The sequence below is a fragment of the Escherichia sp. E2586 genome, assembly GCF_005781105.1.
Lineage (GTDB): Bacteria > Pseudomonadota > Gammaproteobacteria > Enterobacterales > Enterobacteriaceae > Escherichia.
The window spans coordinates 256,344-269,363 of sequence record NZ_VATN01000009.1 but is presented as its reverse complement, the minus strand read 5'-3'; the positions used below and the strand labels follow the sequence as shown (position 1 = coordinate 269,363).

13 protein-coding genes are annotated in these 13,020 nt (G+C 46.9%); 3 read left to right on the top strand and 10 right to left on the bottom strand.

The features are described from left to right. The first annotated feature begins 42 nt into the window (after window positions 1-42). Window positions 43-1,059 (top strand): asparaginase, encoded by a 1,017-nt coding sequence (gene ansA, locus FEK50_RS11215; RefSeq protein ID WP_130208360.1) that lies wholly within the window; start codon window positions 43-45, stop codon window positions 1,057-1,059. Between the two features lie 10 nt (window positions 1,060-1,069). Continuing rightward, a complete protein-coding gene (gene pncA, locus FEK50_RS11210) occupies window positions 1,070-1,711 on the top strand; it encodes a bifunctional nicotinamidase/pyrazinamidase (RefSeq protein WP_131161153.1) in 642 nt (213 codons plus the stop codon). Window positions 1,712-1,810: 99 nt separating this feature from the next. Here the strand turns inward: pncA and FEK50_RS11205 are convergent, their stop codons facing one another. The 10 genes from FEK50_RS11205 to msrB form a co-directional block, all read right to left on the bottom strand. Next, window positions 1,811-3,169: an MFS transporter gene (locus FEK50_RS11205; RefSeq protein ID WP_131161152.1), complete on the bottom strand. Its 1,359-nt coding sequence runs from the start codon at window positions 3,167-3,169 to the stop codon at window positions 1,811-1,813. A 119-nt stretch (window positions 3,170-3,288) separates the two neighbouring features. Further along, complete coding sequence (locus FEK50_RS11200) at window positions 3,289-4,047, bottom strand: DeoR/GlpR family DNA-binding transcription regulator (RefSeq protein WP_130257697.1); 759 nt, start codon at window positions 4,045-4,047, stop codon at window positions 3,289-3,291. Between the two features lie 136 nt (window positions 4,048-4,183). After that, complete coding sequence (gene ydjG / locus FEK50_RS11195; RefSeq protein ID WP_130259875.1) at window positions 4,184-5,164, bottom strand: NADH-dependent methylglyoxal reductase; 981 nt, start codon at window positions 5,162-5,164, stop codon at window positions 4,184-4,186. A 9-nt stretch (window positions 5,165-5,173) separates the two neighbouring features. Next, complete coding sequence (locus FEK50_RS11190) at window positions 5,174-6,121, bottom strand: sugar kinase (protein WP_131161151.1); 948 nt, start codon at window positions 6,119-6,121, stop codon at window positions 5,174-5,176. 4 nt (window positions 6,122-6,125) lie between these two features. Next, on the bottom strand, window positions 6,126-6,962 hold the full coding sequence (locus tag FEK50_RS11185; protein WP_130223455.1) for a ketose-bisphosphate aldolase: 837 nt from the start codon (window positions 6,960-6,962) through the stop codon (window positions 6,126-6,128). 20 nt (window positions 6,963-6,982) lie between these two features. Beyond that, on the bottom strand, window positions 6,983-8,026 hold the full coding sequence (locus tag FEK50_RS11180) for an NAD(P)-dependent alcohol dehydrogenase (RefSeq protein ID WP_131161150.1): 1,044 nt from the start codon (window positions 8,024-8,026) through the stop codon (window positions 6,983-6,985). Between the two features lie 16 nt (window positions 8,027-8,042). Then, a complete protein-coding gene (locus FEK50_RS11175) occupies window positions 8,043-9,422 on the bottom strand; it encodes an MFS transporter (protein WP_131161149.1) in 1,380 nt (459 codons plus the stop codon). A gap of 26 nt (window positions 9,423-9,448) precedes the next feature. Then, window positions 9,449-10,525: a zinc-binding dehydrogenase gene (locus FEK50_RS11170; RefSeq protein WP_131161148.1), complete on the bottom strand. Its 1,077-nt coding sequence runs from the start codon at window positions 10,523-10,525 to the stop codon at window positions 9,449-9,451. A 361-nt stretch (window positions 10,526-10,886) separates the two neighbouring features. After that, window positions 10,887-11,159: a YeaC family protein gene (locus tag FEK50_RS11165; protein WP_130208380.1), complete on the bottom strand. Its 273-nt coding sequence runs from the start codon at window positions 11,157-11,159 to the stop codon at window positions 10,887-10,889. Between the two features lie 41 nt (window positions 11,160-11,200). Then, window positions 11,201-11,614, bottom strand: coding sequence for a peptide-methionine (R)-S-oxide reductase MsrB (gene msrB, locus FEK50_RS11160; protein WP_131161147.1), 414 nt, complete (start codon window positions 11,612-11,614; stop codon window positions 11,201-11,203). A gap of 341 nt (window positions 11,615-11,955) precedes the next feature. Between msrB and gapA the strand changes: the two genes are divergently transcribed. Beyond that, window positions 11,956-12,951 carry a glyceraldehyde-3-phosphate dehydrogenase gene (gapA, locus tag FEK50_RS11155; RefSeq protein ID WP_000153502.1) on the top strand — a complete coding sequence of 332 codons (996 nt, stop codon included), beginning with the start codon at window positions 11,956-11,958 and terminating at the stop codon, window positions 12,949-12,951. The last annotated feature ends 69 nt before the right edge of the window (window positions 12,952-13,020 follow it).

The window sequence follows — 13,020 nt, the reverse complement described above, 5'->3', positions numbered from 1 at the left end:
CGTATATACTTTTGCTCTTTCGGTATCATTCATATCAATATCATGCAAAAGAAATCAATTTACGTTGCCTACACGGGCGGGACCATCGGGATGCAGCGTTCCGAGCAGGGATATATTCCGGTGTCGGGCCATCTACAACGCCAGCTGGCGCTGATGCCAGAGTTCCATCGCCCGGAGATGCCGGATTTCACCATTCATGAATACACGCCGCTGATGGATTCTTCTGATATGACGCCAGAGGACTGGCAGCATATTGCTGAAGATATTAAAGCGCACTATGACGAGTACGATGGTTTTGTCATTCTGCACGGCACCGACACGATGGCGTATACCGCCTCTGCGCTGTCGTTCATGCTGGAGAACCTCGGAAAACCGGTTATTGTGACAGGGTCACAAATCCCATTAGCCGAGTTACGCTCTGACGGACAAATCAATTTGCTGAATGCGTTGTACGTTGCGGCGAACTATCCCATCAACGAAGTCACACTCTTTTTTAATAATCGCCTGTATCGCGGCAACCGCACCACCAAAGCCCATGCCGATGGTTTTGATGCCTTCGCGTCACCAAACCTTCCACCGTTACTGGAAGCGGGTATTCATATTCGCCGTTTAAATACACCGCCCGCCCCACACGGCACTGGTGAGCTGATCGTTCATCCGATTACACCACAGCCGATCGGCGTAGTGACGATTTATCCGGGGATTTCTGCCGACGTCGTACGTAACTTCCTGCGTCAACCGGTTAAGGCGTTGATTCTGCGCTCTTATGGCGTGGGTAATGCGCCGCAAAACAAAGCATTCCTGCAAGAATTACAAGAAGCCAGCGATCGCGGAATTGTGGTGGTTAACCTGACACAATGCATGTCCGGTAAAGTCAATATGGGCGGTTATGCCACCGGTAACGCCCTCGCCCATGCCGGTGTTATTGGCGGTGCGGATATGACCGTAGAAGCCACGCTAACCAAACTGCACTACCTGCTCAGCCAGGGACTGGATACCGAAACCATTCGCAAGGCCATGAGCCAAAACCTGCGCGGCGAACTGACGCCGGATGATTAAGGAGACTGTAATGCCCCAACGCGCTCTGTTACTGGTCGATTTACAAAATGATTTCTGCGCTGGCGGTGCGCTGGCTGTTGCCGAAGGCGATAGCACGGTTGATGTTGCTAATGCCCTGATAAGTTGGTGCAAAGCACGCGGTGAAGCGGTCGTCGCCAGTCAGGACTGGCATCCGGCCAATCACGGCAGCTTCGCCAGCCAGCAAGGTGTAGAGCCTTATACACAGGGTCAGCTTGATGGCCTACCGCAAACCTTCTGGCCCGATCACTGTGTGCAACACAGCGAAGGTGCAGCGTTGCACCCTCTGCTGGCGCAAAAGTCGATTGATGCCGTGTTTCACAAAGGCGAAAATCCTTTAGTCGACAGTTACAGTGCCTTTTTTGATAACGGGCGGCGGCAGAAAACCGAGCTCGATGGCTGGTTGCGCGACCATGAAATCAATGAACTGATCATTATGGGGCTGGCTACGGACTATTGCGTGAAGTTTACCGTCCTGGACGCGTTACAGTTAGGTTATAAGGTGAACGTGATTACCGATGGCTGTCGCGGTGTGAATATCCAGCCACAGGACAGTGCGCACGCGTTTATGGAGATGTCAGCCGCTGGGGCAACATTGTACACGCTGGCAGACTGGGAAGAGACGCAGGGATAAAATTAGTCAGATCCATCTCTGGCCTACAATTCCTTAATTACATCGTAGGCCAGATAAACACGCCAGCTGCGTCTGGCAATTGACACAATCAGCGAAAATTCAATTCACACCAGAAATTCGTTCCAGCGACACCTTTCGCGTTTCGATGCCAAAAATGGAGAGGACCAGCGCACATAACACCAACATGACACCAAGCACCATAAAGACCGTTATCGAACCATAATGCGTTAATAACGCCGCGACGCCATACGGAGTGAAGACCGCGACGATTCGTCCTACTGCATTAACAAATCCCGAGCCGCGCAGGCGTAAATGGGTTGGCCAAAGTTCCGGGATATACACCGCCGACGCGAAACAAACATACATATAAAGAAAGAAGATCATCACCAGGCCATAGCCTAAAATAGCCCATTCTGTAGTTTGTATTGAATATATATATCCCAACACAGCAATAATTATAAGCAAAGACGAACCAAATAATCGGCGAGGAAAGTGATCAATAACTAATGCAGCCATAAATATTCCAACCGGAGCACCAATCATAATAACAGCGGTCATTAATATCGATTTATCAACATCAATACCAGAATTAACAAATATGGTAGGTATCCATACGGTGATAGTATAAAGCGAAATATTCATTGCAATTAAAACCGTAATCGCGACTAACGTGCGCCGCAACATCTCGCCTTTAAATAGCAACCAAAAAGTACCACTGATTTCATGACTCCGACTTTCGCTTTGCCTCAAAGCAAGTGGTGGTAGATGAATACCCTTCTCTTTTTCGATTTGCTGCTCTACTTCACGAAGTTGCCTTTCTGCTCCCGGTAATTGTCCAATACCCGCCAGCCAACGAGGCGACTCAATAAAATATTTACCAGAGAGTAACCATGCTAATATTATCCCAATACCGCCCAGCAGAAACATTATGCGCCAACTGAAGAAAGCGATAACGACAACGCCAATCGCCGCTGACAACATGGGCGACCAGTTGCCGACAAATGAGAGTCGCGCGGACCATTTTCCACGAACCAGAGCGGGAATAAACTCAGTAAATGAAGCATAGCCAACCATAATCAGCGCCCCCATTCCTGTCCCCATAAGGAAGCGAAAGAAGATGAGCCAGTACATATCAGGGACGAAAGAAGCGCCTGTCGCCGCAATACCGACAATCAGAAGGTTCATGCGAAATGCCCGACGCCGTCCACAGTAATCACCAATGAATCCACCGGCAAGCGAACCGATGAAATAACCAAACATCAATGCCGACGTAAAAGCAGCATTGAGGAAATTATTTGACCATCCATTGCTTACCAGCTTTGCTAAAACAACATTACCTGAATAACTTAAAAAACCAGTTAATAACAGACTAAAGCTGATTATGCCAAATATACGATAATGAAACCGGGCCAAAGGCAGGCGGTCCAGTCTTGCGCCAATTTGATCATATTGTTCCATTTGGTGCCTCGAATTTTGCTAAAAAAGGTAGCAATTGCGGCAAACTCACTTGCCGCATTTTTATCATCATTTTATTTCACGGGCGCTGGAACAAATAACATTGACAACGTGTGTTTAAGCTACCACACAAGCTGGATATTATTGTCTTTGCAAAACTCTTCCCATTCTGCACCCGGTGATTTATCAGTTATTATGTAATTAATATGACTAAAGTCAGCTAACTGAACAAAAGCTTTGCGATCAAACTTGGAGTGATCGACTAATAACGCAACTTCTGTCGCCTGGCGGATCATTGTCTTTTTGATTTCAGCTTCAGCTTCGTTCGAGTCCAGTGCGCCGCTGTTAATATCAAGACCTTTACAACTCATTACCATAATATCGACGTGATAACGACTGATGATCTCTTTAGTAATTCGTCCTTGCAGAGAAAGCGTGTTTTTGTTCAGTTCCCCACCGGTTGAAACAACTTTAATTTCTGACTGAGCCAGAACATGAATAGCTTCTGCCGAGTTGGTTAGCAACGTCAGATCACTACGGTCCTGCAACAATTTGAGCAATTCCATAACGGTACTACTGGAATCGGCTGCCATCGTCGTTTTATTGTCGATAAACGGCAGCGCCTTGCGAGCAATAAGCTGCTTCTCTTCATAAAACGACGAAGCTCGCTTATAGAAATGGATATTTTCCGTCAGCATCGCTGTATTTAAAACAGCGCCACCATAAGTTCTGGTCAAAAAGCCTTCATCTTCCAGCTTCTCAAGATCGCGGCGAATAGTTTCTTCGGTTACCTGAAAAATCGAGCTCAAATTCGAAACCGTTACTTTTTTATCGTTGGCAACCATCTGTTTAATTGCCTGAATCCTGTCTTTTGCCGCCACGATTACACCCCTGTCTCTTTTTACATCACATTAGCGCGATTATCGCATAAGCGATGTTTACTTTCAAAGTAACCTGTTTGAATCACAGATTTTCATCACAGTTTTCACAGAAACAGAGGTGGATCGTGTGGGGTAGTTAACGCTCCAGGGCCTCTGCCATTTCCCTCATCAATGTTGCGTCTGCATCCGATAAGTTGATATTCAGCGCCGCCACATTTTCACGTACCTGTTCAGGCGCAGTTGCTCCGCTAAGAATGGAGATTAAATCGCTCTGTTTTAATATCCACGCCAGCGCCAGAGTAGGAATTGTGCACTGATAACGCGCACAAAGTGGCCGCCACTGTTCAAGCATATCAATCACTTTGAGCATGTTTTCACGCTGGAACCAAACTTTATTTGCCCGTGCGCCGCCTGGAATATAATCGCGAGTGATGGTACCTGTCAGCAGCCCCTGCTCTAACGGTGAATAGACCTGAACCACAATGCCGTTATCCCGACATAGCGGCAGCAATTCGTTTTCCATTGCCCGATCGAGGATGCTATATTTCGCCTGAATAATATCCAGCTCACCATATCGCAGATATTCGCGTATATGATCAGCTTCGACATTAGCAGCGCCTATCGAACGAATCTTCCCCTCAGCCTTCAGCTCATTAAGTACTGCTACGGTTTCTGCAATCGGCGTAAAACAAGGCGGCACCGACTGCCAGTGCGTCATGTAAATATCGATGTAGTCAATGCCGAGACGTTGCAAGCTGGCATCGACTTCTTCGCGGATAGATTCAGGAGAGAGGTTTTTGTACAACTGACGATCGCCGACTTTGTTGAATAAACTGCCTTCTCGTTCCCAGACAATACCGCATTTCGTTTCGACGACAATTTGTTCGCGTGGCAATTGTTTTAACGCCTGGCCGACAATAACTTCACTATTGCCAAAGTTATATCCTGGCGCAGTATCAATCAGGTTAATACCGCAACGATGAGCTTCAATAATCGTATCAATACAAATTTGCCGATCGAGATCGCCATTCCATGCAGGACCACCGCCAATGGCCCATGTCCCCAACCCCATCCGTGAAAGCGTTATATCCGTTGTGCCTAAAGGTATCATTTTCATTGGCCTTCATTACCCTTCATATTCTTCCAGCAATTGTTCGACCAGCTTTCTGTTTTTCACACCGGTGGTGGCACCAACACTCAGTACCGATATAGCTGCCGTTGCATTGGCAAAGCGCGCGCATTCACGCAGTTCTTTACCTTCCAGCAGTGCCGCAATAAAACCTGAAGCAAAGTTATCGCCCGCACCAATGGTGTCGATGGCCGTAATTCCCGCTACTGCTGGTACCGTCATCGTCATTTCACCACGCTTGATAAAGCAGCCGTTTTTACCCGTCTTAATTACTACCGTTTTTACACCGCACTCAAGAAAGCAGTCAGCAATTTCATCCAACGTCTCTTTTCCGGTGAGTAATTTTGCCTCGGCAAAATTTGGAAACAAATAATCGACATAACGCAATGCTTCGCGAATATCATCCAGTGTTTCATTCAGACGAGGCTTGATCATATCGGCACAAATGATCATCTGCCGGGCTTTCGCTTGCGTAAAAATTTCAGTTAGCGCTTTACCATCCAATAGTGGACTGTTGAATATACTGGCTAGCGATAATAACTTTGCCTGAGAAAACCGTACAAAGTCGACATCATTAATATTCAATTTCCACAAACTGCCGTTGCGATTAGTGATAAATGTCCGCTCGCCATCCTCCGTTACAAGTCCAACGTTAATAGAGGTATCTACGCTGACGTCCTGTTTCAGGCTTTGAATATCAATATTCTCTTTGCAACAATGGTCGAGAATAAATTGTCCTGCGGCATCTTTACCAATGCGGCTCATTAATGCCGTGCGATGCCCAAGGCGAGAAATAATCGTTGCTTCATTGATTGCGTCTCCTCCCGTGGTCATTGCTATTCTTTCAAGCGGATAAGAATCTACGTCAAAAATTTTTTTACTGACCGGCTGTAATGGAATATCAACGATAGCGCCACCTATACATATAACTTCAAGATTGTCCATTACATTATTCCGCCTTGCCGTCTGAACCAAATAATTTGATTTTTTCTAATGCCCTTTCTTTAACTGCTTTACGGACTTCTCGCTCCAGGTGCAAGAAAGGCTGATCCTGATTTTCTTTCACTGCCACCATTGCGGCCTGGCACAGTTCAGTATGAATATTGATTTTCGCTATACCCAATGAAATCGCGGTTTTAATATCAGCATCACTGATCCCCGATGCGCCATGTAAAACCAGCGGAACAGAAACGGCATCGCGCACGCGTTTGACGACCTCAAAGTTCAATTGTGGCTCTGACGTATAAACCCCATGCTGGTTGCCAATGGCGACAGCCAATGAGTCACAGCCCGTGCGTTCAACAAATTCTGCGGCCTGGTCAGGATCGGTATAGTGATAGCCCGCCAGCGCTTCCTCATAAACGGTTTCATTACCGACATGTCCTAATTCCGCCTCTACCGGAATACCCAGCGGATGGAAGAAATCAACAGCCTCTTTGGTTAAACGAATATTTTCTTCGAAATCAAACGCGGATGCATCGCGCATTAAGGAGTTCATTCCATGAGTCCAGGCGTTATGGATAATTTCCATACTCCGGCCATGATCCCAGTGGGTAATTACCGGTACCGTTGCTTTTTGTGCCATTGATACCATCATATGCGAGAAATCTTCGAATGAGGTATTTCCGACAAATCCCGTACCAAAAGAAATAATAACCGGTGATTTTGCTTCTTCTGCTGCGTCGATAACCCCCATTAACATTTCAGCATTCCATACATTAAAATGGGCAATAGCATAATGTTTATTGGTGGCATCATTTTCCCAAAATCTGATATCTGCTAGCATATTCCGTTCTCCCGTAGTAATTAATCGCTAAGTTTAATAACGCCTTTAATAATGTCGCATTTGTTGTTAACCGACTCTTCAAATGCCTGTTGTACATCCTGGTAATCGTAAATATGCGTTACCATCGATTTCACATCGAATCGCCCTGATGAAATAGCTTCAATCGTGACCGGATAACGGTTGGCATAGCGGAAAACCGTCTGGATGGTGACTTCCCGATTGATTTTGAGAAAGTTGATGGCCGAATCGCCGGGTACTGTGCCGACAATCATAATTTTTCCACCGCGCATCACCAGATAGGGAGCTTGTTTTACCGTTACCGCAGAACCCGCAGTTTCAAAAACAATATCTGCGCCCATGTCTTCGGTAAATTGCTGACAGCACGCAATAGTGTCTTGTTTAGCGCCATTGATGACCATTGCCGCGCCAAGCTGTTCCGCCATTGCCAGACGTTTTTCCAGCACATCAACGACGGCAATTTCTGTTGCTCCCAGGCATTTGCACGCTTGCAACGTCATCAAACCAATACAACCTGCTCCCAGAATAATTATCTTCTTACCCGGTTTAACATCTGCCAGCATGGCGGCGTGCATCCCGACCGCCGCAGGCTCCACCAGCGCCCCTTCCATCGTGTCCATATTGTCGGGCAGTTTGTAAGTAAAGCTCTCCGGATGACACAGATAGTGCGTTAATGCGCCGCGGTAGTTCGGTTGTGTCGCCATAAAATCAACGTCCGGACAGATGTTATATTTGCCTTCCAGACAGTAACGACAGTGACCGCAAGGAACGCCAGGTTCGATATTTACCCGATCCCCCGGTTTAAATTTGCGCACGCGGCTTCCCACAGCCACAACCGTCCCGGCGCATTCATGACCAAGGCCAATTTCTTGATTTGGGTCTTTAGGCGGAATAAACGGGCCTGATTCAAAACCATGTACATCTGAACCACAAATACCGACATATTCTACTTTAATCAAAACTTCATCTTCTTTAGGCACAGGTATTTCCGCTGAAATAATTTTCATTGTGCCCGGTACCTGCAATATTGCTTTTGAATTTTTCATTTTGAATCCACCAGTATTATTTATTGGCTACTGCATCAATACTTAAACTTTCAACGGAGACACCTTTGGTTTCAATTCCAATGGTGGCGATAGCAATTGCGACAATAATTGAAACCGCCCCCAGAAGAATAAAGACACCCGTTACGCCATAACTACTGAGCAGCACTGCAACGGCATAAGGTGCGGCAATACCACTGATTCGCCCTACCGCATTCGCCAGACCGGAGCCACGGAGTTTGGCCTCTGTCGGCCAGATCTCAGGGACATACACTGCTGAGGCATAGCAAACGTACATATAGACGAAAGTAATCAGGAAGAAACCAATCAACGTTATGAGCAACATACTGGTTTGCAGTGAATAGATATATCCGAGCACCGCAATCAGAATTAATAGCCCAACACCCATTGTTTTGCGCGGAATTTTATCCATCACCAACATAGCAATAAAAATGCCAAACGGCGCGCCAAACATACTCATAGTATTTAAGACAATGGAGTCTTTTAAATTAATTCCCTGGGTCATGAATATCGTTGGCAACCAGTTAATTAACGTGTACTGCACAACGTTCATGGCAATAAGTACACAAGAACCTAAAATAACGCGTCTTAGTAATACTCCCGTCAGTAAGGCAGAATACGGCACCGCTTGTGGCGCTTTACCGTCATCAGCAATAACCACTGGCGGTAAGGGTTTACCCGTCTGGCGTATGACGCCTTCTTCTATACTCCGCATGACTTTCTCGGCTTCCTGATACCGTCCGCGCGATTCCAGCCAACGCGGGGATTCAGGAAAGTAGCGCCAGGCCAGCGCCGTAGCGATAAGCGACAATATTGCAGGAATAAGCAGTTGTACCCGCCAGTTCCACTCTGCGCTAATCAACGGCGTGAGTCCCATCGCTATCAATGAACAGAGCGGATATGACCAGTTGCCAATAAAGGAAACCCGACTGGACCACGTTCCACGATTTCTACCGGGCATATATTCGGTGAAACCAGCAAACAGTGTAACCAATAAAGCTCCCAACCCAACGCCCATCACAAAACGGCAGGCAATAAGGAAATCCATATTCGGTGAGAAAGCACCGACAACCATCGAAGCAATATGAATGGCCTCATAGAGAATGAACGCGTTTCTGCGTCCGGTTTTGTCTCCGATAATGCCGCCCACCAGCGCACCGAGAAACATTCCGGCCGTCGTAATTGCCGAGAATGTGGCGGTGGTGGAATTATCTGTCCAGCCCAACTCTTTCAGCTGCGCGAGGATCAAGCCACCAACGGCATTACTCCAGCAGACAAGCAAGCCAAACGCGACGATGGCAAACATTGACGAATGCCAGCGGCAATCCGGTAAGCGATCCAGCCGTGCACCACAATGCGGTTTTGTTATCTGTTCCATGCGATAACGTTCCTTCAGGAGAGTAGTTATTCATCAAAGTCGTAAGTCATGATCACTTTGATTGCGGTTTTATCGACCATCGCATCAAACCCTTCGCGCCATTGCGAAAGGCCAATACGATGCGTGATCATCGGTTTGACGTTGATAGCACCGCTGGCTAATAGCCGGATAGCGTTACGCCAGGAGGTGGAGTCATAGGCCATATGTCCAATGATGCTTTTGTTCCAGGCGGTAATGTCATTAATCGAGAAATCAAGAGGTTTGAAGCCCATTCCAACGCGTACCACTTCCCCATTCGGGCGGAGCATTTCGATGGCTTGTTTCAATGCGATATTGGCACCGGAGCATTCAATCACCAGTCCCAAATTGTCTTTGCCACAAATTTGCTGGCAGCGCGCCACCACATCTTCGGTAGAACCATTTACTACTGCCGTTGCCCCCAGTTCTTTTGCAACCGGGAAGCGGACCGCCACATCTTCTTGCAGACCAACGACGACGATATTTACCGCCCCCATAATCCGCGCCATTTGTACGGAAAACAGCCCGAGTGGGCCAGTGCCGATGACGACCACATCCTGACCAGGAAGGAATTTCGATTGCTGCGCGATGGATTTGTAGGCATTACAAATAGGGTCAAGTACGGCTGCGTCCTCATAATCAACACCATCAGGGATTTCCCACAACGCATGACGATGAATTTTGAGAATTTCACCAGGAACCAGACAATATTTGGAAAAACCACCGCCCCAGGTATTGTTATCCAGACCAAGGTTTACTTTTTCTGTACAACACAGAAAATCACCTTGTTCACAGGCAGGACAAACGCCGCAAACGTGACCGCTGTTATCCGACACGACGCGTTGCCCCACTTTCCAGTCTTTGACTTTTTCACCAACCTGCGCAATACAACCTGCGAACTCATGGCCGCGGATAGAGTTAAACTCATCAGAACCGCTATCAACGTTGTAGTGTTTCATGTCTGCGCCACAGATAGCTGCGGCTTTAATTTCAATCACCACATCTTCCGGACCACAAATGGGCTGTGGGACATCAATCATCTTGTAGCCGCCAAAGGCCTTGCCAAACCGAGCCAGTGCTTTCATTGCGTCATCCTTTGTGTTTTGTTTTGCTTAGATGACCATCATACTTACCCACATAATTTTTGAGGTCAACATTAAATCTTTAAAAAACAGATATTGATCTGCGATTTACAACTTGGATCACAAATACGCAGAAAACCTGAGAATGGGTTACAGATTGATGGAAGGCGGTACGCAAAAGAGGGAAATTCAGCAGTGATCCCTACTTAACGAAAGAAAGGATGCAGGGATGAAAAATTCAGGGGGGTTAATACAAACGTGAAGCTCCGGAAAGGTTTAAAGCTACAAACGAAATCGACGAGGGATTGGACAATTAATTTCAGGCAATCCCCTTTATTAATTACCTGTAAAGGGGATAACTCCATCACTTAAACATAGCAATCGGCTTCGCCGTAATACCAAAATCTTCTTTCAGTTGCTGCTTGCTCTTCATCACCATCTGACCGTTGGTGTCGATGGTCATATGCTGCGCGTCGGTATTGTTTCGAGCTTGCCAAAGCATGACCAGTTGCAGGCAGTTCTCTTTTTGTTGTTCGGTCAGCGCAACGCCATCTGGCCATTTTCCCAGTTCAACAGCGGTCGATAAACGCTGATAAACCTCAGGCGTCATGCTGTTGATCATTTCATCAAGATTCATGATTTTTCCGCTCCTGTGGAATAAGTTGCTGAATCGTTTTTTCAACCGTTGATTTCTTCGCCATTTTCACCATCAGTGAAACGTAAAGAGGCTGAGTTAACACAATAACGTTCGCCTGTGGGCTGCGGCCCATCAGGAAAGACATGTCCAAGATGGGCATCACAGTTACCGCAACGAATCTCGATGCGCTGCATTCCATGTGACAAGTCTTTGATATAACGAATTGAATCTTCACTCACCGGTTCGTAAAAGCTCGGCCAGCCACAACCTGAATCATATTTAGACTGGGAGTGAAACAGAGGGGCATCGCAGATCAAACAGTGGTAAAGGCCGTCACGCTTATTGTGCAGTAAACGGCCAGTAAATGGCGGCTCGGTCCCGTGATTCTGTGTCACGTAAAACTGCATCTCGGACAATTTGTTTTTCAGTTCGTCTGCCGAAGGTTTGTTAGCCATTTGCTCACATCTCACTTTAATCACGCTCACATTACGCGACCAATTCTAACAAAACATTAACACCAACTGACAAAAATTTGTCCTAAACTTGATCTCAGCGAAATGGCAGCGCCTAAATCGTGATGAAAATCACATTTTTATCATGATTGCCCTTTAAAATTCTCGGCGCCGCCCTCATGTGGTTTCAGGCACAAAGGAAGAGTGAGGCAAGTCAGTCGCGTAATGCTTAGGCAGAGGATTGATTTGTCGCAATGATTGACACGATTCCGCTTGACGCTGCGTAAGGTTTTTGTAATTTTACAGGCAACCTTTTATTCACTAACAAATAGCTGGTGGAATATATGACTATCAAAGTAGGTATCAACGGTTTTGGCCGTATCGGTCGCATTGTTTTCCGTGCTGCTCAGAAACGTTCTGACATCGAGATCGTTGCAATCAACGACCTGTTAGACGCTGATTACATGGCATACATGCTGAAATATGACTCCACTCACGGTCGTTTCGACGGCACCGTTGAAGTGAAAGACGGTCATCTGATCGTTAACGGTAAAAAAATCCGTGTTACCGCTGAACGTGATCCGGCTAACCTGAAATGGGACGAAGTTGGTGTTGACGTTGTCGCTGAAGCAACTGGTCTGTTCCTGACTGACGAAACTGCTCGTAAACACATCACCGCTGGTGCGAAAAAAGTGGTTATGACTGGTCCGTCTAAAGACAACACTCCGATGTTCGTTAAAGGCGCTAACTTCGACAAATATGCTGGCCAGGACATCGTTTCCAACGCTTCCTGCACCACCAACTGCCTGGCTCCGCTGGCTAAAGTTATCAACGATAACTTCGGAATCATCGAAGGTCTGATGACCACCGTTCACGCTACCACCGCTACTCAGAAAACCGTTGACGGCCCGTCTCACAAAGACTGGCGCGGCGGCCGTGGCGCTTCTCAGAACATCATCCCGTCCTCTACCGGTGCTGCTAAAGCTGTAGGTAAAGTACTGCCAGAACTGAATGGCAAACTGACTGGTATGGCGTTCCGCGTTCCGACTCCGAACGTATCCGTAGTTGACCTGACCGTTCGTCTGGAAAAAGCTGCAACTTACGAGCAGATCAAAGCTGCCGTTAAAGCTGCTGCTGAAGGCGAAATGAAAGGCGTTCTGGGCTACACCGAAGATGACGTAGTATCTACCGATTTCAACGGCGAAGTTTGCACTTCCGTGTTCGATGCTAAAGCTGGTATCGCTCTGAACGACAACTTCGTGAAACTGGTATCCTGGTACGACAACGAAACCGGTTACTCCAACAAAGTTCTGGACCTGATCGCTCACATCTCCAAATAAGTTGAGATGACACTGTGATCTATAAAGAGCGACTTCGGTCGCTCTTTTTTTTACCTGATGAAATGAAGT